Annotated in this window: 19 protein-coding genes and 1 tRNA gene; 9 read left to right on the top strand and 11 right to left on the bottom strand. The window is 62.6% G+C overall.

The genetic code is table 11. The features are described 5' to 3' along the window. Positions 1-55: 55 nt before the first annotated feature. The 6 genes from DXY04_RS04970 to DXY04_RS04945 form a co-directional block, all read right to left on the bottom strand. Positions 56-670 (bottom strand): 3-isopropylmalate dehydratase small subunit 2, encoded by a 615-nt coding sequence (locus DXY04_RS04970; protein WP_115081559.1) that lies wholly within the window; start codon positions 668-670, stop codon positions 56-58. Then, a complete protein-coding gene (leuC, locus tag DXY04_RS04965; RefSeq protein ID WP_115161220.1) occupies positions 670-2,088 on the bottom strand; it encodes a 3-isopropylmalate dehydratase large subunit in 1,419 nt (472 codons plus the stop codon). Before leuC ends, DXY04_RS04970 begins: the two co-directional genes overlap by 1 nt. Before the next feature lie 26 nt (positions 2,089-2,114). Continuing rightward, the gene (locus DXY04_RS04960) at positions 2,115-3,374 is read right to left on the bottom strand and encodes a competence/damage-inducible protein A (protein WP_115161285.1); all 1,260 of its coding nucleotides are present in this window, start codon (positions 3,372-3,374) and stop codon (positions 2,115-2,117) included. After that, on the bottom strand, positions 3,367-4,509 hold the full coding sequence (locus DXY04_RS04955) for an MraY family glycosyltransferase (protein ID WP_115161219.1): 1,143 nt from the start codon (positions 4,507-4,509) through the stop codon (positions 3,367-3,369). Before DXY04_RS04955 ends, DXY04_RS04960 begins: the two co-directional genes overlap by 8 nt. Before the next feature lie 115 nt (positions 4,510-4,624). Next, positions 4,625-5,914, bottom strand: a complete 1,290-nt coding sequence (gene glyA, locus DXY04_RS04950; RefSeq protein ID WP_115161218.1) for a serine hydroxymethyltransferase — start codon at positions 5,912-5,914, stop codon at positions 4,625-4,627. A gap of 95 nt (positions 5,915-6,009) precedes the next feature. Next, positions 6,010-6,083 (bottom strand) — tRNA-Arg (locus tag DXY04_RS04945). Positions 6,084-6,171: 88 nt separating this feature from the next. Between DXY04_RS04945 and DXY04_RS04940 the strand changes: the two genes are divergently transcribed. From DXY04_RS04940 to DXY04_RS04930, 3 genes are read left to right on the top strand one after another with little or no spacing between them, the layout of a single operon-like run. Then, positions 6,172-6,417 carry a hypothetical protein gene (locus DXY04_RS04940; RefSeq protein WP_115161217.1) on the top strand — a complete coding sequence of 82 codons (246 nt, stop codon included), beginning with the start codon at positions 6,172-6,174 and terminating at the stop codon, positions 6,415-6,417. Positions 6,418-6,459: 42 nt separating this feature from the next. Beyond that, positions 6,460-6,750, top strand: a complete 291-nt coding sequence (locus tag DXY04_RS04935; RefSeq protein WP_115161216.1) for a DUF3181 family protein — start codon at positions 6,460-6,462, stop codon at positions 6,748-6,750. Positions 6,751-6,777: 27 nt separating this feature from the next. Next, complete coding sequence (locus DXY04_RS04930; RefSeq protein WP_114988123.1) at positions 6,778-7,041, top strand: cytochrome-c oxidase; 264 nt, start codon at positions 6,778-6,780, stop codon at positions 7,039-7,041. Here the strand turns inward: DXY04_RS04930 and murJ are convergent. Continuing rightward, on the bottom strand, positions 7,028-8,635 hold the full coding sequence (gene murJ / locus DXY04_RS04925) for a murein biosynthesis integral membrane protein MurJ (protein ID WP_115161215.1): 1,608 nt from the start codon (positions 8,633-8,635) through the stop codon (positions 7,028-7,030). The genes DXY04_RS04930 and murJ overlap by 14 nt on opposite strands. 68 nt (positions 8,636-8,703) lie before the next feature. On the opposite strand from murJ, the gene sfsA reads away from it, so the two are divergent. The 4 genes from sfsA (at position 8,704) to DXY04_RS04905 (ending at position 13,024) form a co-directional block, all read left to right on the top strand. Beyond that, complete coding sequence (gene sfsA, locus DXY04_RS04920) at positions 8,704-9,468, top strand: DNA/RNA nuclease SfsA (protein WP_115161214.1); 765 nt, start codon at positions 8,704-8,706, stop codon at positions 9,466-9,468. A 104-nt stretch (positions 9,469-9,572) separates the two neighbouring features. Further along, the gene (locus tag DXY04_RS04915; protein WP_115161213.1) at positions 9,573-11,045 is read left to right on the top strand and encodes an ammonium transporter; all 1,473 of its coding nucleotides are present in this window, start codon (positions 9,573-9,575) and stop codon (positions 11,043-11,045) included. Positions 11,046-11,155: 110 nt separating this feature from the next. Then, entirely contained in the window at positions 11,156-12,355 is a 1,200-nt protein-coding gene (locus tag DXY04_RS04910; RefSeq protein WP_115161212.1) for a 4-hydroxy-3-methylbut-2-enyl diphosphate reductase, read from the top strand. A 60-nt stretch (positions 12,356-12,415) separates the two neighbouring features. Further along, positions 12,416-13,024 (top strand): DUF1997 domain-containing protein, encoded by a 609-nt coding sequence (locus DXY04_RS04905; protein WP_115009566.1) that lies wholly within the window; start codon positions 12,416-12,418, stop codon positions 13,022-13,024. Between the two features lie 7 nt (positions 13,025-13,031). On the opposite strand, the gene DXY04_RS04900 is transcribed toward DXY04_RS04905, so the two are convergent. Continuing rightward, positions 13,032-13,490 carry a DUF4079 domain-containing protein gene (locus DXY04_RS04900; protein WP_114988117.1) on the bottom strand — a complete coding sequence of 153 codons (459 nt, stop codon included), beginning with the start codon at positions 13,488-13,490 and terminating at the stop codon, positions 13,032-13,034. 54 nt (positions 13,491-13,544) lie between these two features. Continuing rightward, a complete protein-coding gene (gene purH, locus DXY04_RS04895) occupies positions 13,545-15,107 on the bottom strand; it encodes a bifunctional phosphoribosylaminoimidazolecarboxamide formyltransferase/IMP cyclohydrolase (RefSeq protein ID WP_115161211.1) in 1,563 nt (520 codons plus the stop codon). Positions 15,108-15,163: 56 nt separating this feature from the next. Here purH and DXY04_RS04890 point away from each other — a divergent pair, with 56 nt between their 5' ends. Continuing rightward, positions 15,164-15,736: an alpha/beta hydrolase gene (locus DXY04_RS04890; protein ID WP_115161210.1), complete on the top strand. Its 573-nt coding sequence runs from the start codon at positions 15,164-15,166 to the stop codon at positions 15,734-15,736. Here DXY04_RS04890 and DXY04_RS04885 read toward each other — a convergent pair whose 3' ends face one another. After that, entirely contained in the window at positions 15,737-16,105 is a 369-nt protein-coding gene (locus tag DXY04_RS04885; RefSeq protein WP_011363271.1) for a DUF3155 domain-containing protein, read from the bottom strand. Positions 16,106-16,446: 341 nt separating this feature from the next. Between DXY04_RS04885 and DXY04_RS04880 the strand changes: the two genes are divergently transcribed. Next, positions 16,447-17,568, top strand: coding sequence for a sensor histidine kinase KdpD (locus DXY04_RS04880; protein WP_115161209.1), 1,122 nt, complete (start codon positions 16,447-16,449; stop codon positions 17,566-17,568). Here DXY04_RS04880 and cobS read toward each other — a convergent pair. Further along, the gene (gene cobS, locus DXY04_RS04875) at positions 17,528-18,283 is read right to left on the bottom strand and encodes an adenosylcobinamide-GDP ribazoletransferase (RefSeq protein WP_115161208.1); all 756 of its coding nucleotides are present in this window, start codon (positions 18,281-18,283) and stop codon (positions 17,528-17,530) included. The two genes, DXY04_RS04880 and cobS, sit on opposite strands and share 41 nt — an antisense overlap. Positions 18,284-18,328: the final 45 nt, after the last annotated feature.

Here is an 18,328-nt window from a genome sequence, read left to right as displayed (position 1 = left end):
ACCTCCGAATGCAACCTCCTATCTCTTTCATAGACACAGGAGTCGCGCTTGGCTGTTACTTGGCGGCGAACTGGTTGATGTAGGGCAGTGTTTGCATCAATTCCGCAACCTGGGGGCCATGGTCCAGGAGCTGGGACGTTGCATCCCAACGACCGCTGCGCAGCATGTCCAGAGGGCCGGGATCGATTGACACAGGCCAACTGGAGTCGGCTGAGGTCAGTTGCAAACCGGCAAGATCGAGGCTCCAGGAGCGCCCCGGATCGCCATCCACCTGGGCCTGAATCGCCTTGATCTGCTCTGGAGCGGCCGTTGCACAGGGAATGCCAAGGGCGAGGCAGTTGCCGTAGAAGATCTCGGCAAAACTCACCCCAACCACCGCGCGAATTCCCCAGCGCATCAACGCCTGAGGGGCATGCTCACGACTGGAACCGCAGCCGAAATTGCCGTTCACCACCAGGATCGAGGCCCCCTGATAACGGGCCTGATCAAAGGGATGCTCACCGGAGAGTTCAAGGCGATCGTCGGCAAACACCTGGTCACCCAGCGCCTCGAAACTCACGCATTTGAGGAACCGTGCCGGAATGATCCGATCCGTGTCGATGTCTTCACCAGGAACGGCGATGGCCGTTCCACTCACCTGTTGAATCGGACCAGTCGGGAAGAGAGCCATCACGATGCGGACGGAGAAATCAAAGTACGGACATCGGTCACACGACCGTTAACGGCAGCTGCCGCCACCATGGCAGGACTCATCAACAAGGTCCGGCCACTGGCCGATCCCTGCCGACCCTTGAAATTGCGGTTGCTGGAGCTGGCGCTGATCTGACGCCCCTCCAGCCGATCCGGATTCATCGCCAGACACATCGAGCAGCCGGGCTCCCGCCACTCAAAACCTGCGGCACGGAACACCGCATCCAGCCCTTCTGCTTCAGCAGCCTTCGCCACCTGCTCCGAACCGGGAACCACAAACGCCTTGATGCCTTCAGCCACCTGGCGCCCACGGGCCACATCTGCAGCAGCACGTAGATCGCTGAGACGACCATTGGTGCAGCTGCCGATGAAACAGACATCCACCGGAACCCCTGCAATCGCCGTTCCCGGCTGGAGATCCATGTAGCGGTAAGCCTCCTCAGCAATAGGACGCTCGCCTGGATCCAGCTGATCAAGGCTTGGCACCGTTTCATCGATCCCCAGTCCCTGGCCCGGGGTAATGCCCCAGGTCACCGTGGGTGGAATCGCAGCGGCGTCAAACACCACCTCATCGTCGACCGTTGCGTTGGCATCCGTGGCCAGGGAGCTCCACCAGGCGACAGCACGATGCCAGGCCTCACCCTCGGGGGCATGGGGACGACCTTTCAGATAGTCAAAGGTGACCTGATCGGGATTGACGTAACCGCAACGGGCTCCCCCCTCGATCGCCATATTGCAAAGGGTCATCCGCTCTTCCATCGACAACGCCTCGATGGCAGAGCCGGCGAACTCATAGGCGTAGCCAACGCCGCCCTTCACCCCCAGGTGGCGAATTACATGCAGGATCAGGTCCTTCGCTGACACGCCCTCGGCGAGCTGGCCATTCACCTGAATCCGGCGCACCTTGAGCTTGTTCATGGCCAGGCTCTGGCTGGCCAACACATCGCGCACCTGACTGGTGCCGATCCCGAAGGCGATCGCCCCGAAAGCGCCGTGCGTGGAGGTATGGGAATCACCGCAGGCCACCGTCATGCCCGGCTGGGTCAGACCCAGCTCCGGGGCAATCACATGCACGATGCCCTGCCGGCCGCTGCCGATGTTGTTGAGAGGGATGCCGTGCTCCTGGCAGTTCCGCTCCAAGGTGCTGAGCATTTCCTCCGCCAACGGATCGGCGAACGGCCGTTGCTGAGACGTGGTCGGAACGATGTGGTCCACCGTGGCCACCGTGCGCTCAGGACAGCGCACCGTCAGCCCCTTGTCCTTCAACGCCGAGAAGGCCTGAGGACTGGTGACCTCATGGATCAGGTGCAGACCGACAAACAGTTGGGTGGATCCGCCGGGGAGCTCCGCCACCCGATGCAGGTCCCACACCTTGTCGTAGAGGGTGCCGGAACTCAACAGTTCAGCCGCAAGAACCGTCGACCCTAAACCTGAGCGAGCAAGCGAAGACGCAGATGGTCCAAGCCGCGGATCACGCTCATCTTCTGAATGGCCTCACGGCCCCGCCGCTCACCGAAATGCTGCACCCAGGCCTCACAGCCATCGGGACCAGCCAAGGCCAGGTGCACCAAGCCCACCGGCTTCTCAGCACTGCCACCGCCAGGGCCGGCAATACCGCTGACGGCAATCGCCCAATCGCAATTGAGTTTCTCCCGGGCTGCCCGCGCCATCGCCTCGACCACAGGCTGTGAAACAGCGCCATGGGCAGTGAGCAGATCCGGAGACACCCCAAGCACAGCCTGTTTCACCGCATTGCTGTAGGCGACGACGCCACCCTGAAAAACCGACGAAGAACCTGGAACAGCCGTCAGAGCGGCCGCCAATCCACCACCGGTGCAGGACTCTGCTACCGCCAGCGTCTGGTGCCGTTGCTTGAGCAGGGCGATCACCACCGACGCCAGGCTGTCCGCATCGACGCCGTAGCAGTGATTGCCCGTGCGACGACGCAGCTCAGCCTCCAGCGGCACCAACAGCTGAGCGGCGGTATCGGCACTGGACGCACAGGCCGTGAGCCGCAATTTCACATCGCCGAGGGAGGCATAGGGAGCCACCGTTGGGTTGGTCGACTCCAATAAATCGGCAACGCGCTCAGCCAGATCGGATTCGCCAATGCCGCTGAAGCGGAGCTGACGGCTCACGAATACGCCGGAAGCCCCACCATTGGCTTGAAGCCACGGGGCGGCCGTTTCCATCCACATCGCCCGCATTTCCGCAGGCACCCCCGGGAAGGTGAGAATCGTGAAATCAGGCCGGGGAGACCAGATCATTCCCGGTGCCGACCCCTTTGGATTGGGAAGAACCTCCGCGCCACGGGGCAGATAAGCCTGGCTGCGGTTGCTGGAAGCAACCGGCCGGCCACCTGCCGATAACTTCTGCTGGATCTCCAGCCAGAGTTCGGGCCGCTCCTCCAAGGGAGTGTCGAAAGCAGCGGCCAGGGCCTCGGTGGTGAGGTCATCGGGGGTTGGGCCCAAACCTCCAGTCGTCACCAGAACCCTGCAGCGCTGCGATGCCTCGCGTACGGCAGAGATCAAACGCTCTTTGTTGTCGCCAACAACGGTTTGGCGGTAATGCGGCAGCCCCAGACCCGCCAACTGTTCGGCAATCCATCGGGCATTGCCGTTGAGGATGTCTCCCAACAACAGCTCTGTGCCCACGCACAGGATTTCAACACCCGATTCAGCCACGCGGTTCGCCAAGGGCCGCAGGGTCAACAGGGGGGGAGCAAGGGTTGGTATTCAACAGAACTCGCTCATGTTGCAGCTGGCGACGGCTGATCACCACCGTTGCCACGAGGATGGCCGTGGCCAAAGCCAGCCAGAGGAAGCGCATCTCGGCATTGGCCACCACCAGGGCCAGGGCAGCAAGCCACTGGGTGAAGACGTAGATCAACAGCACCGTGCGCCGATGACTGAACCCAGCGCGCAACAGGCGGTGATGGAGGTGACGCCGATCGGGATAGAAGGGGGAACGGCCTTCCCTCAGACGGCCCATGATCACGGCTGACATGTCGGCCAGGGGCAACGAAAGAATCAGCAACGGCAGCAGCAGGCTCACCGTCGTGAGCCCCTTGGCAGGTCCCACGATGCTCACGGCGGCGAGGGTGAAGCCGAGGAAGTAAGAGCCCCCATCCCCCATGAAGATGCGGGCGGGGTTGAAGTTGTGGCGCAGGAAGCCGAGGCAGCAGCCCGCCAGCGCTGCGGCAAGGAATCCGGCAGCCACCTGATGGAGCGAAAAGCTGACAGACACCAGGCCGACGGCGGCAATGCCAGCCACTCCCGCAGCAAGGCCATCGAGGCCATCAAGCCAGTTGATGGCGTTGGTGATTCCCACCAGCCAAACAACGGTAGCCAGGAGGCTGAGGCTGTCGGGCAGAGCAATCGGACCGGCTGAAGCGGTGAACCAGGGAAGATCGATCGCTCCAATCCGAACGCCCTGGCTCCAGACGGCACAAGCCACGGCAACCTGTCCAGCCAGCCGCGGCCAGGGAGAAAGGGCAAAGAGGTCGTCCGCCAGGCCGATCAGAAAAAAGCAGAGCGAACCGGCCAGGGTGCCCCAGATCAGCTGATCCCTGGCCGGGGCAAGCAGGCCGAAGCCCCCCATGGACCAGACCGTCCCCAAAGCCAGGGCAAAACCCAGCACCATGGCGATGCCCCCCAATCTCACCATGGGGGTGACGTGCTGCTTGCGCTCATCGGGCTGATCGGTCCACCCGAAGCGAAGCCCCATCTGGCGCACTTGGGGCACCAGCACCATGGTGGTCACCGCAGCCAGAAGAAAGCTGACCGAGGCGACCGCGATAGGGCTGGCCAAGAGGTTCACGCAGGCTCCGGGAAAGAGACGATCCCCCGGTCAGAAGGAGTCACCCCAATCCTAGGGAGCCTGCATCCGTTCAACCAGGCACCGCCCCGGCCCATTCGAGAGCCAGGGCCAAGCCTCACGCCAGAACAGGCTGCTTGCTGTCGGCGTAGAGGGGGAAGCGCTCACAGAGAGCAGCCACCCGGTCGAGGCAACGCTGACGAATCGCATCATCCTCAGGATTGAGAAGACGATCAGCAATCACATCAGCGACCTCCCGGAAGGCCTGCGCATCAAAACCACGGGTGGTAAGCGCAGCGGTTCCCAGCCGCAGGCCACTGGTAACGAAAGGAGATTCGGGGTCGAAGGGAACGGTGTTTTTGTTGGCCGTGATGTGCACATCACTCACCAACAGATCAGCCACCTTTCCAGTCATCCCGATGCCACGCAGATCCAGCAGCACCACATGGTTGTCGGTGCCGCCGCTGACGACATCGATGCCGCGGGCGATCAGCTGTTCAGCGAGGGCTGCCGCATTGGCAACCACCTGCTGGCTGTAGGCCTTGAACGAAGGCTGCAGCGCTTCCCCGAAGGCCACAGCCTTGGCAGCGATCACGTGCTCCAGAGGGCCGCCCTGGCTGCCAGGGAACACGGCCTTATCAAACTTTTTGGCGAACTCGGCGTCGCGGCAGAGGATCAGGCCGCCGCGGGGGCCGCGCAGGGTCTTGTGGGTGGTGGTGGTCACCACATCGCAATGGGGCACCGGGCTGGGATGCACTCCAGCGGCCACGAGGCCGGCGATGTGGGCCATATCGGCGAGCAGATAGGCACCCACCTCATCAGCGATGGCACGGAAGGCGGCGAAGTCGATGGTGCGTGGATAAGCGGAATAGCCGCAAACGATCAGCTTCGGCTTGTGCTCCAAAGCCAGCTGGCGGATCGCCCCCATATCAAGGCGTTGGGTCTCCTTGTCGACGCCGTACTGAACAACGTTGAACCACTTACCGCTGACGTTGACCGGTGAACCATGGGTGAGGTGACCACCATGGGACAGGTCCAGTCCCATGATCGTGTCGCCGGGGTGCAGCAGGGCCAGGAAGACGGCGAAGTTGGCCTGGGCCCCACTGTGGGGCTGGACATTGGCCCAGGCGGCACCAAACAACTGCTTGGCGCGCTCGATGGCCAGCTCCTCGATGGCATCAACGTGCTCACAACCGCCGTAATACCGCTTGCTGGGCAGCCCCTCGGCGTATTTGTTGGTGAGCACGGAACCCTGGGCCTGCATCACCGCACGGGAAGCAAAGTTCTCCGATGCGATCAGTTCCAGGTGGGTTTCCTGGCGCTGCCGTTCTTGATTGATGAACGCGGCGATATCCGGATCCGACTGAGCCAGATCAGCGTCGATGGCGCGTCCAGAAATCTGGCCCATGAAATGTCAGTAAAGCTTTGACCAATCGTAAGAAACCGCAGCGATCAGCCCGAGCGATCAACCAAAAAAAAACTGCCCACATGGGGCAGTTGGAACGCGCCTGGAGAGATTCGAACTCCCGACCATCTGATCCGTAGTCAGATGCTCTAATCCGCTGAGCTACAAGCGCTTGCGCCAAACCATCAGACCCCATCGAGGGTCCGCTCGTCAACTGGGTGCGGGCCGCGTCAGGATTCAGGTGTTTCTGAACCTGAGCAATGCCGATCCGCTGGTATGGCCCCGCTAACCCTGAGGATCCGACCTACCGGCATTTCGAACGCATCGTGAACCTGTGCCTGCATGGCGGCGTGTTCGCCGCGGTGAACAGCGGTAGCTGGTTTCTGCAGGAGATGCGCCACCCCTTCCCCGAAGGAAGCCTGACCTGGGTCACCAGCCTCTGGGCAAGCCTGTGGCTGGGCCAATTGATCTGGGTGATTGTTCAGCGCCCCAAGCCGGAGGAATAAAGCCAGCATGGATGCATTCCCCACCTCGATCTTTCTGGGCTGATGTCCCTCTCCGCCAGCGACCTGCAGGACCTTCAGAGTGCTTTGGCTGACCGCCTCTACGTGCAGATCAGCGGCTGGCATCTTTACCTCGGCGATGCCGACCTGGCCTCAGCCCTGGCGATCGAATGCAGTGCCCGCGTCAATCAAGTTGCTGAGGTAGCGGCCCGGCAGGCCCTCGACGCCGTCAAGGTGCCTCTGGCAGGAGGCGCCAGTCAGCTCCCGCTCTCCAAGCTGATCCCCCCCGCCCAGCTGAGGGATCTTGAAGAGATCCTCGAGCCGTACTGCGGATAAGGTTGCAGTCCATCCGCAGCGGTTGGTGTGCTGATCATTGAAGTCACCAACTCCAGAGATCTGGTGCGCCAACGCATCGGCCGCCTTGGTGAACGGCTGATCGGTCGGGTCGTGGATGCGGAGGCTCAGGTTGAAAAAGCCCTGATTCAGGAACTGGAAACCGCCTTTAAAGAGTTCGGCATCGAGGCCCGGATTGTGTCTGTTCAGGGCCCTCAACTCGTGGGTCGCGAGCAGCTGGAACTTCCCATTCAGGTGCGTGAAGAGCTCGATGTTCGTCTCAGCGAGCCCTGAAACGGCCCACCACCAATTGCGTGACCTCACGCACCTCCGGCACCTGAAGTTGCGCACCGATTAAGGCAAACAAGGCCAAACCCAGCAGGCCAGGGGCAGACACCTGCAGCACTAGGCCCAGCAACCCTGCCGGCCAGGGCACAACGGTCACCAGGATCCCCGCGCCCCCCGCTGCCAGAACTCCGGCGATGGCGAGCCGCAGCAGGTCCATCCCCCAGCGCCGCAGCGGCAGGCCTCCAATCTGTTGCTGCAGGCCCAGCAACAGGGCGAAGCAGGTGATCAGATTGATGGCAACCGTGGCGAGTACCAACCCGGGCGCACCGAAATTGAACGGCGACTGATTCCCCCAAGGGGTCGGACCACCCACCAGCAGCCAGTCAAAAACCACGTTCAGACCGATCCCCGCCAGCGAGAGCCGAAAAGGCGTTGTTCCATCGCCAAGGGCATAGAAGACGCGCACCAGCACATCCCGGCCGAGATAAGCCGGCATGCCCAGGCCATAGGCCATCAACAGACCCGTCACCAGCTGTGCGGCTGATGCATCGAAGGCACCCCGCTCGTACACCAGGGCGACGATGGGGCCACCCAACGCAATGAATAGTCCGCCCAGGGGGATCATCGATGCCGCAGACAGCATCAACCCCTGGCGGATCCGATCGATCAGCTGCGGACGATCCTCCGGAGCCGTAAGCCTGGAAAAAGTGGGCAACAAGGGCACCAGCAGTGCATTCGAGATCAGGCCCAGGGGGGTTTGCACCAGCAAATTGGCGTACCCGAGACCCGCCGCCGCACCGACGATGCCCGAGGCGAAAAACAGATCCGTAAACACGTTGATCTGAAGCATTCCGGACGACAACGTCGCCGGCCCCATCACACGCCACACCTCCCGCACTCCCGGGTGCCGCCAGTCCCAGACCAGTTGGAAACGAGCCAACCCCTGGCGGATCAACGCCGGCAGCTGGATCAACCACTGCAGCAAGGCCCCCACCAACGTGGCCAAGGCCAGCACCACACCACCTGTCATGGCGGCGGATGGCAAGGCGATGTCAGCACCGAGCTGCCACCAGAGCAGTCCCACCCCCAGGATCAAAGCCCCGCTGGACATCAGCGGTGAAATCGCAGGGATCCAGAATTCGTCGGCGGCGTTGAGGGACCCGAAGCCGAGCCCGATCAACCCCGCCAGCAGCGCCATCGGCGCCATCACCTGCAGCTGGACCCGTGCGATGGCGTGAAGCTCGGGGGCAAGGCCAGGGCCCACAAGGGTGATCAGGGGATCCGCCGCCAGCACCAGAACGATGGTGACCAGGAGCAACAGAGCACTGACGCTGGTATTGAGCGCCGCAAGGATGTGCGCTCCTTCAGCCCGGGGGCGCCGGCTCAGCACGCTCACCATGGCGCTGTGGAAGGGTCCATTGATTCCCCCGAGCAGGATCAGGAGAAATCCAGGCAGCACGTAGGCGTAGTTGTAGGCGTCATAGGCAGCTCCCACCCCGAAGGCCGCAGCGATCACCAGCTGCCGAATCAGGCCACCCACCTTGCTCAGCAAGGTGCCGAGGGTCACCACCAGTGCGATCCCCTTTAGTGAACGCGCCATTCGGCCCCCAGCATTGGGCGCATTGTGGAGGCGCCACACGAGACCATGGGCCAATCTCGGCTGCTGCCATGACTGGCCTTCCCTCTCCGGGCGATCCCCTGCTGCGCTTTGAACCCCTAACGGAGGGCGTGCTGCTGAAGCGCTACAAACGCTTCCTGGCCGATGTGGAGCTGAGCAGCGGTGAGACCGTCACCGCCCATTGCGCCAATACCGGCCCGATGACCGGAGTCTTGATCCCTGGCCAACGGGTGCGTCTGCGCTACGCCCCCTCCCCCAAACGCAAGCTGGCCTGGACCTGGGAGCAAGCCGAGGTGCCAGGCGCCGATGGCCAACCTTGCTGGGTAGGCATCAACACGGCCCTGCCAAACCGACTGATTCGCTCCACGGTCGAAGCGGGGTGCTTGGAGGCCCAGCTCGGGGGCATTGAGGAGATCCGCGCTGAAGTGGCCTACGGCACGAACAAACGCAGCCGGATCGACCTCCTGCTGACGCCATCCGCGCAGAACCCTGATCAACGACCGATCTATCTGGAGGTGAAGAACACCACCTGGACCGACGGCAGCACGGCCCTGTTCCCCGACACGGTGACCGAACGGGGGCAAAAGCATCTGATTGAGCTAATGGGGATCCTTCCGGACGCGCGGGCGGTGCTGGTGCCCTGCCTCAGCCGTCCGGACGTGACTGCCTTTGCTCCCGGCGACAGCGCCGATCCGCGCTATGGAGAGCTGTTCCGCCAGGCCACCAAAAGCGGTGTAGAAGTTCTACCGTGCTGCTTCAGCTTCAGCGCCGATGCGGTGCACTGGCAGGGGACACGCCTAGTCCACCTAGATTGATTTTGGTAGCAGATCGAACACGTAACTGAGCCATCGCAAGGCACGGTGGGTGTGTTCATCTGGGAACATTTCCAGATGCCTCACGCAGCTCTGCACCCTCGTTCATGACAACTGCATTCCACGCGCCACCGCAAAGGCGGCGCAAAACCCTGCAGGAGGCCAGCCTCCTGGAAGGCCCGATGCTGCTTCTTAAGAGCATCCGGGGCTTCAGCTCCAATCGCGCCATGACCTGGCTCGCCTGCGCGCCTCTGGCGCTGATGGGCCTTGGCATCTTCACCCTGTCGGCCAAAGCCGAAGAACTTCCTGAGCTCTCCGCCGCTTTCCTGGCCAACAACCTATGGCTTCTGGTCGCCACCATCCTGGTGATCTTCATGAACGCCGGCTTCGCCATGGTCGAAGCAGGCATGTGCCGGCAAAAGAATGCCGTCAATATCCTCGCCAAGAACCTGTTCGTGTTCGCCCTAGCGGTGACCGCCTACTGGTTCGTGGGCTACTCCTTGATGTACGGCGACTCCGTCATCGACGGCTGGCTGTATTTCGGGGGCCTCTTCTTCGACCCGACCGTCACCGCTGAGACCATCAGCGAAGCCGGCCTGGTTCCCACCGTTGATTTCCTATTTCAGGCGGCCTTCGCCGGAACCGCCGCCACGATCGTTTCCGGTCTTGTGGCTGAACGGATCAAGTTCGGCGAATTCGTGATCTTCGCCCTGGTCCTCACCGCCTTCATCTATCCAGTTGCTGGCAGCTGGGAATGGAACGGTGGCTGGCTCAACAGTGTTGGCAGCGTCGAATTCATCGACTTTGCTGGTTCTTCGATCGTGCACTCCGTCGGCGCTTGGGCCGGCCTGGTCGGCGCCATGCTGCTCGGACCCCGCATCGGCAAGTACGTCGACGGCAAGGTTCAGGCCATCCCTGGCCACAACATGTCCATCGCCACCCTTGGCGCCCTGATCCTCTGGATCGGCTGGTACGGATTCAACCCCGGTTCCCAGCTGGCCATGGACCAGTGGGTTCCATATGTGGCCGTCACCACCACCCTCGGTGCAGCTGGTGGTGCCATCGGCGCCACGGTGATCTCCACGATCACCTCCAAGAAGCCTGACCTCACCATGATCATCAACGGCATCCTGGCCGGCCTGGTGAGCGTGACTGCCGGTTGCGGCAACCTCACCCTGACGGGTTCCTGGGTGGCTGGCCTGGTGGGCGGCATCATCGTCGTCTTCTCCGTTGCCGCTCTCGATGCCGCAGGCATTGACGACCCCGTCGGCGCCTTCTCCGTGCACGGTGTGTGCGGCGTGTGGGGCACGATCGTGATCGGCCTCTGGGGCTACGACGTCCAGGGCGACGGCTCCGGCCTCGGCCTTCTGGTCGGCGGCGGCATCGACCAGCTCGGCATCCAGGCTCTGGGTGCTGCTGCCTATGCCATCTGGACCGTGGTCACCTGCTTCATCGCCTGGCAGATCATCGGCTCCCTCTTCGGCGGCATCCGCGTCACCGAACAGGAAGAGTCCGAAGGTCTGGACATCGGCGAACACGGCATGGAGGCCTACGCCGGTTTCTCCACCACCAACAACTGATTCCGCTTCGGATCAGTTGCTGTTCTCAAGCCCGGCCGACTGGCCGGGCTTTTTTACTGCCTGAAGCGCTGCTTCAGGCCACATAGAGTTGCCCCACTCCAGCGCCCTCCATGGACACCCACGCCTTCAAGCGCTCCCTCCACCATTCCGAGCGTTACAACCGGCGAGGCTTCGGGCGCGCCGAAGAAGTGGCGGAAAGCCTTGAGCAGGCCTACCAGAGCGGCCTGATCGGCACGATCAGGGACAACGGCTACCGACTGGAACATGGCCGGCTCAACGTCCGATTGGCAGAAGCCTTCGGCTTCTGCTGGGGTGTTGAACGGGCTGTGGCGATGGCCTACGAGACCCGCAAGCACTACCCCAGCGAGCGTCTCTGGATCACGAACGAGATCATTCACAACCCTTCCGTGAATGATCACCTCAGGGAAATGGATGTGCAGTTCATCCCTGTTGAACAGGGAGTGAAGGACTTCTCAGGTGTCACCTCCGGTGATGTGGTGATCCTGCCGGCCTTTGGTGCCACCGTTCAGGAAATGCAGCTGCTGAATGAACGGGGCTGCCACATCGTTGACACGACCTGTCCCTGGGTGTCCAAGGTTTGGAACACCGTGGAGAAACACAAGAAGCACACCTTCACCTCGATCATTCACGGCAAGGTGAAGCACGAGGAAACACTGGCCACCAGCTCATTTGCCGGCACCTACCTGGTGGTGCTCGATCTGGAAGAAGCCCAGTACGTCGCCGATTACATCCTCGGCAACGGGGACCGAGATGACTTCATTCAACGGTTTGCCAAAGCCTGCTCTCCAGGGTTCGATCCCGATCGGGACCTCGAACGTCTGGGCGTGGCCAACCAGACCACGATGCTGAAGAGCGAGACGGAAGAGATCGGACGCCTGTTCGAACGCACGATGTTGAGCAAATACGGTCCAACCCAGCTCAACGACCACTTCCTGGCCTTCAACACCATCTGCGACGCGACCCAGGAGCGTCAGGACGCCATGTTCTCCCTGGTGGATGAACCCCTGGACCTGATGGTGGTGATCGGTGGTTTCAACTCCTCCAACACCACCCACCTGCAGGAGATTGCCATCAGCCGTGGGATTCGCTCGTTCCACATCGACACGCCCGAGCGCCTCGACGTCGGCACCAATTCGATCGAGCACAAACCGCTGGCAGCCGACCTCTGTCGTGAGGGCGATTTCCTGCCTGAAGGCCCTGTGCGGGTGGGAATCACCTCCGGTGCCTCAACCCCGGATCGGGCGGTGGAAGAGGTGATCGAAAAACTGATGCAATTGAGCGAAAACTGAAGCGCAGAGAGCTTTACATTGGTTCATCTTTAATCGCCCTCCGCCGGCAGCTCCTCATCCGTGACGGTCTTGTCGCCCACTGAAACCGACAATCAGCTGCACGGTGCCGACCCGCAAGTGCGCTGCTACAGCAGCCACTTCGAGGATTCGATGCAGATGCTGGCGCCCCAAGCGGTGGTGGCTCGCTACCTGGATGACCATCAGAGCTGGTTTGAACGATGCGCCAGCCCGATGCAGGTCGAGGCCATCGATCGGCAGTCCTACAGCCTGACCCTCGGCCGATTCGGCAACTTCGGCTTCGAGGTGGAGCCCACGATCGCTCTGCGACTGTTGCCACAGCAGGAAGGGATCTACCGGATCGAAACCGTTCGAACCGTGCCGCAGTCGCTCGCCCTGCGGCATCACTACGACGTTGACTTCCGCGCGGGTATGCGCCTGATCCCTGAACAGGAGCACACTTCCGTCCAGTGGGACCTGGATCTCAAGGTCTGGATCCGTCTGCCCAAGGTGATCACCATGCTCCCGGATCAGTTGGTCCAGAGCAGTGGTGATCATCTGCTCAAGCAGATCGTCCGTCAGATTTCACGACGGCTCACCTGGAAGGTCCAGGAAGATTTCCACGCCGCCCATGGCCTGAGCTGCCCACCGCGTCAGCGGGCAGCCTTCTGAACGATCTTCAGCGGTTGGTCCAGATCTTGTTGACGATCTCCATGCCGCTGACGGCCTGCCAGAGGAACAACGTGAGCATGCCCATGTTCAGGCCCACATGAGCCTTGCGCGCAATCACATTGCCCCGCTGCATCAGGGGGGAGAGTGAGGCGGCAACGGCGATCATCCCGGTCATGGCAAGACCCACCAACAGGTGGGGACCGACAAACAACTTGCCGTTGTTCAGATAGGTGACCGCCATGCCGCCCAGGGTCCCGAGGGTCATCACGGCCAGCAGGATGCTGCCCCAGAGGTAGTGGCGCTGGGCGAACTTTTTCGGCACCAGTTCTTTGCGCTGTTCTGGGGTACCGGTGCGCGTTTTCTTGGCCTTGATCCCCAGGTAGAGAGCCCAACCACCAACGGCGAGCAGGCCCCACTCCGCTAGGGGGTGAGCGAAATTGAGGCTGAAGGGGAGGGTGGCGAGCATTGAAGGGGACTCTTCAGTGCCGCGAGGCTAGGGGGCCGGCGGCCCCCACCAGCGTCAATGCAGGAAATGGCGGCGCCCCGTGAGCTGCATCGCCAGGCCGAGCTCATCGCAAGCTTTGATCGAATCGGCATCGCGCATGCTCCCACCGGGATGAATCACGGCGGTGATGCCGTGGCTGGCAGCCAGACGCACCGTGTCGTCAAACGGGAAGAAACCATCACTGGCCAGAACAGCCCCCTGGGCTTTCTCACCCGCAGCCTCCAGCGCAATCCGCGCTGAGCCCACGCGATTCATCTGACCAGCACCCACGCCGAGGCTCTGGCCATCCTTGGCCACAACGATGGCGTTGGAGCGAACATGACGCACCAATCGCCAGGCAAATTCCAGGTCCTGCTTTTCCTGCGGTGTGGGCGGCCGCTGGCTGGCCACGGTCCAGTCGGCCGGCGTGATCGCCTGGTCATCGAGGTCCTGAACCAGGAGACCACCCAGGATGCTGCGCACGTGATCGGGGCCGGCCAGGTCAATGGCCTGCGGAGCAAGTTCCAACAGGCGCAGATTGACTTTGGCCGCCAGCACCTCCCGAGCCTCGGGCGTGAAGCCCGGTGCCACGACGCATTCCAGAAACAGGCTGGTGAGCTCACGGGCCGCCGTGGCTTCCACCACACCATTGATGGCGATGATGCCGCCGAAGGCACTCACCCGATCGGCATCCAGGGCCCGCGTCAGTGCAGCAGGAATCGAAGCTCCGATCGCCACACCACAGGGGTTGGTGTGCTTGACGACCACGGCCGCAGGCTGCAACGCCGGAGCGGAACCGTCGGCTCCGTAGCCGAACTCCCGCACCGTGGCGAGGGCCGCCTCCAGATCCAACAGGTTGTTGGTGCTCAGCTCCTTGCCCTGCAGCTGAATGGCCCCGCCCCAACCCTGTTTGGGATGGCTGAACCAACGCGCTTTCTGGTGAGGATTTTCGCCGTACCGAAGGGTCTGCCGCAGCGGCACCGCCTCCAGCCAGGGGCTGTCTTCTGCCGCGGTTTGGTCGGCCATCCAGCGGCTGATCGCCGTGTCGTACGACGCCGTGTGCTGAAACGCTTCAAGAGCCAGTTGGCGCCGCAGCTCTGAAGGCACGCTCCCGCCCGACTCCGCCATGGCGGTCAACAGACGGTCGTATTGGTCAGGGCTGGTGAGAACAGCCACATCAGCATGGTTTTTGGCGGCCGCCCGAACCATGGCGGGGCCACCGATGTCGATGTTCTCGATCGCCTGATCCCAGGTGACGTCAGGTCGAGCAATCGTCTCGCGGAAGGGATAGAGGTTGACCACCACCACATCGATGGGGGCGATGTTCTGCTGCTCAAGATCAGCCTGGTGGGACGCGTCACCCCGCTTGGCAAGAATCCCGCCATGCACCCTTGGATGGAGCGTTTTCACACGACCGCCAAGAATTTCTGGAGCCCCGGTGTACTCCGACACACGGGTCACCGGAAGGCCGGCCTGCTCGAGCACCTTGGCCGTGCCCCCACTGGAGAGCAGCTGATAGCCATGGGTCCGATGCAGGGCCTCCGCCAGGGGCACCAGCCCGGACTTATCGGAAACACTCAGCAGAGCGACAGGAGCCATCGAAGGGTCGTGACTGGGTCGTGAGCCAACCTACGCAGCAGTGATGTTCATGCCCCATGGATGGCCGGCTGGTGCTGCTCCACGGCTGGGGAGCCAACGGAGAGGATCTCAAGCCCCTGGGCGATCGCCTGGCGCGAGAGTGTTCCAAGACCCTTGATGTGGTGTGCCTGGAGGCTCCTGAGCTCCATCCCGACCAACCGGGAGGGCGTCAGTGGTATGGCCTGTTCCCAGCCCAGTGGGATGCCGTTCCCGCGGCCGTTGAGCGCCTCAAGGCTCAACTTCAGAGCCTGAGCAGCTCAGGCCTTGGACTCGAACGAACGGTGGTGTTCGGCTTTTCCCAGGGGGGAGCCATGGCCCTGGAAGGCGGCTGCGCCCTGCCGATCGCAGGGCTGATCAGCTGCAGCGGCTATCCACACCCCAACTGGGCTCCGCCCCAGCAACACCCCCCTGTGTTGCTGATGCATGGTTCAGACGATCCCGTGGTGCCGTTCCAGGCCATGCAGTCGATCGCTGCGCAGTTGCAGCCCGATCAATGTCAGACAGTTCCATTCAAAAACGGCCACACCATCCCTGATGAGACGGTGCAGCCGATCCTGATGTTTATCGAGCGTGTTCTGGAGAACGCCTGATCAAACGAAGGCGTATTCGTACTCCTCCATTTCCTCCCAATCATCGGCGCCAAGCTCGAGCCCCTCGAAGAGCTTGTCTTCACCGATGGAATCAACAATCGTGCGCAATGAGGGGAAGAGGAAATGGTTCTCTTCGGCGTATTGAGCGCTGAACAGACCTTTCTCACCCCAGAAGAAGCGGTCGGTGGTGTGCTCATTGCGGCGCACATTCAGCAACGCCGGAGGCACCAGTCCACCCTCAGCGATGTAACGACGAGCGGCGGTCACGGGCTTGTACTCACCGGTTTCGAGGTGATGGGTTGGCACATGGGCCAGGACCCGCTGACCTGCCAGGCGACGACGGCTAATGCGCTTGCGCTTCTTGGACATGGAAGGGCTCCGGTACGAAAGTGAAGAACGGGGTGGATCGTCAGAACAAACAGGTGCCGTCGGCGCGAAAACGCCAGACGCAAGGGAAGCGTCGGGGCAATTGCAGACACACCACAATCACCGGCAGGACACCAACACCCAAGCGGGAATCAGCGGAGGACACTGCAACCTCTGCTGTAGCTTTGGTTGCGAAGCAATTGCAACCGTTGTGAGAGCTGGCGGGCGTCTGTTCATGGTGAACAGCGCCTCGGTCGATAAGAGGATCTTAAGACTTTTCCCAGATTTTTCAAGTCCCCCTGGCGCAGGCTTGCCCAAGCGCCTGAATTGATCGTCCGGAACTGATGCAGCTCACCGATCGATTCTTCGATTTCACCGATCAACAGCTGGCTGATCTAACCGCCAAAGAAGGCATCCAGCATCTGGGGCTGTACGTCAGTGCGCCACCCAATCAGCAAGGCCCGCCACTGCTGCTGATCCGGCAATGGTCAGCCAATGAACGATCGCTTCCCCCTGCTGACGCAGACCCGAACCTGCGCCTGCCGCACGAGAGTCGGCGCTGGTACCCCCTCCAGGATGCCGGTCTGATCCTGGGAGCCCTGCGCGCGGACCTGGATCCGCAGCGGAGCTGGACGCTGACCCTGGACCAACGGATGCGGCGCAGTGCCGCCGCCATCAGCCACGCCCTGGGGCGTGACCTGGAATGCCTGCAACTTCGCCAGGAACTCAGCCAACAAAACGAGCAGCTGCGCACCCTCGTGCATCAGCTGCGCAATCCACTGGCTGCCCTGCGCACCTACGCCCAACTGCTGCTGCGGCGGCTCGAAGCCGACAGCTCCCACCGTCCACTCGTGGAGGGAATGCTCTCGGAACAACGCCAACTCGGCCAATACATCGACGTGCTCGATGGCCTCGGGCAACAACGTCTCCCCGAACAGGACCCCCTTGGCCCCACCCTGTTGCCCCCCGGGCCTGCCGAAGGTGAGGCCACCATGCAAACCCTGCTGATGCCTCTGCTGGAGCGGGCGGAAGCGACGGCAAGCCTGCAGGGCCGACCCTGGCGGGGACCAGACCTGTGGCCCCAGTGGATTGATCAACCGTCCCAGGACGGAACGATCGCGGAGATCGTCGCCAACCTCCTTGAGAATGCCTTCCGTTACAGCCCAGCGGGCTGCAGCGTGGGGCTGTGCCTGTTGCCCCATGGGCTCTGCGTCTGGGACAACGGGCCGCCGATCCCCCTGGAGGAGCGCGACCTGATTTTCGAGCGGGGAGCACGGGGGTCCACCGGACAGGAGCGGGCGGGCACCGGCCTTGGGCTCGCCCTTGCACGCTCCCTGGCGGAGCAGCAGGGCCGCAAGCTCACGCTCTGCGTGGAGCCTTCCACGATCGCTCCGGATCTGCCCGCTCAGGGCAATGCATTCGTCCTCAGCTGGCCGGCAGGAGCAAGGCCAGACCCAACAACGTGATCATCTCGGTGAGCACAAGAACCGCGCCATAGCTGTCACCGGTGTGCCCCCCCAATCGTCGCCCAAGGCTCTGGGCGACAAGGATCGCCACCACGCCCCCCAGGAGAAGGGGCATGGCCCCCACCCAACCGGCCGAGAGAAGCACCACCAGAAGTGAGGGCAGGGCATCCCAGAGCGGCCTGCCGTGCTCGCGATGAAACGCTGCGGTTCCATCAGCGCGGAGGTAGTCGAAACGTGCCATGGCCCAGAGCGGCGCCACTCGGGCCCAGAACGCCGCCAGGCAGAGCCCGAGCGGGGCCTGCCCCCCCAGCTGGATCAATGCCGCAACCTGTAGCAGCAGCACCATCACGAGAGCCAGCACACCACTGGCGCCCACCCGGCTGTCCTCCATCGCCTCGAGCCGCCGCTCCGCTGGCGCCCCGAGGCCATCCGCCGTGTCGATCAGGCCGTCGTGGTGCAAGCCACCACTGAGCTGGATGCCGAGAGCCACCACGCAAAGGGCACAGGCCGCCGGAGGCCAGGAGAGCCTGGACAGACCAATCCAGAGCAGCCCCTGCAACGCACCGATCAGCAGCCCAATCCAGGGGGCGAAGCGGGCAATGCGCTGAAACGAGGGCTGCGGCCAGGGCCATGCTGGCAGCACCGTGTAGAAGATCCAGGCTCCCGCCAGATCGGAAAGCCAAGGCGGAACGATCCTGGGAATGGCGCTAGGGATGCAAGTCGGCCCTCACCGTAGGGTCAATGCAGGGGCGGATCAGTC

This window comes from Synechococcus sp. UW86 (genome assembly GCF_900474085.1).
Taxonomy (GTDB): Bacteria; Cyanobacteriota; Cyanobacteriia; order PCC-6307; family Cyanobiaceae; genus Parasynechococcus.
This window is presented reverse-complemented; position numbering and strand designations above follow the sequence as displayed.

What these genes read in the sequence shown, in the direction of transcription:
- glyA (WP_115161218.1), bottom strand. Translation starts at nt 5,914, where the DNA reads ATGGGCCAGATTTCTGGACGCGCCATCGACGCTGATCTGGCTCAGTCG.
- DXY04_RS04885 (WP_011363271.1), bottom strand. Translation starts at nt 16,105, where the DNA reads ATGTCCAAGAAGCGCAAGCGCATTAGCCGTCGTCGCCTGGCAGGTCAG.
- DXY04_RS04915 (WP_115161213.1), top strand. Translation starts at nt 9,573, where the DNA reads ATGACAACTGCATTCCACGCGCCACCGCAAAGGCGGCGCAAAACCCTG.
- DXY04_RS04890 (WP_115161210.1), top strand. Translation starts at nt 15,164, where the DNA reads ATGGATGGCCGGCTGGTGCTGCTCCACGGCTGGGGAGCCAACGGAGAG.
- DXY04_RS04880 (WP_115161209.1), top strand. Translation starts at nt 16,447, where the DNA reads ATGCAGCTCACCGATCGATTCTTCGATTTCACCGATCAACAGCTGGCT.
- DXY04_RS04900 (WP_114988117.1), bottom strand. Translation starts at nt 13,490, where the DNA reads ATGCTCGCCACCCTCCCCTTCAGCCTCAATTTCGCTCACCCCCTAGCG.
- sfsA (WP_115161214.1), top strand. Translation starts at nt 8,704, where the DNA reads ATGACTGGCCTTCCCTCTCCGGGCGATCCCCTGCTGCGCTTTGAACCC.
- DXY04_RS04970 (WP_115081559.1), bottom strand. Translation starts at nt 670, where the DNA reads ATGGCTCTCTTCCCGACTGGTCCGATTCAACAGGTGAGTGGAACGGCC.
- purH (WP_115161211.1), bottom strand. Translation starts at nt 15,107, where the DNA reads ATGGCTCCTGTCGCTCTGCTGAGTGTTTCCGATAAGTCCGGGCTGGTG.
- DXY04_RS04940 (WP_115161217.1), top strand. Translation starts at nt 6,172, where the DNA reads ATGCCGATCCGCTGGTATGGCCCCGCTAACCCTGAGGATCCGACCTAC.
- DXY04_RS04910 (WP_115161212.1), top strand. Translation starts at nt 11,156, where the DNA reads ATGGACACCCACGCCTTCAAGCGCTCCCTCCACCATTCCGAGCGTTAC.
- DXY04_RS04935 (WP_115161216.1), top strand. Translation starts at nt 6,460, where the DNA reads ATGTCCCTCTCCGCCAGCGACCTGCAGGACCTTCAGAGTGCTTTGGCT.
- murJ (WP_115161215.1), bottom strand. Translation starts at nt 8,635, where the DNA reads ATGGCGCGTTCACTAAAGGGGATCGCACTGGTGGTGACCCTCGGCACC.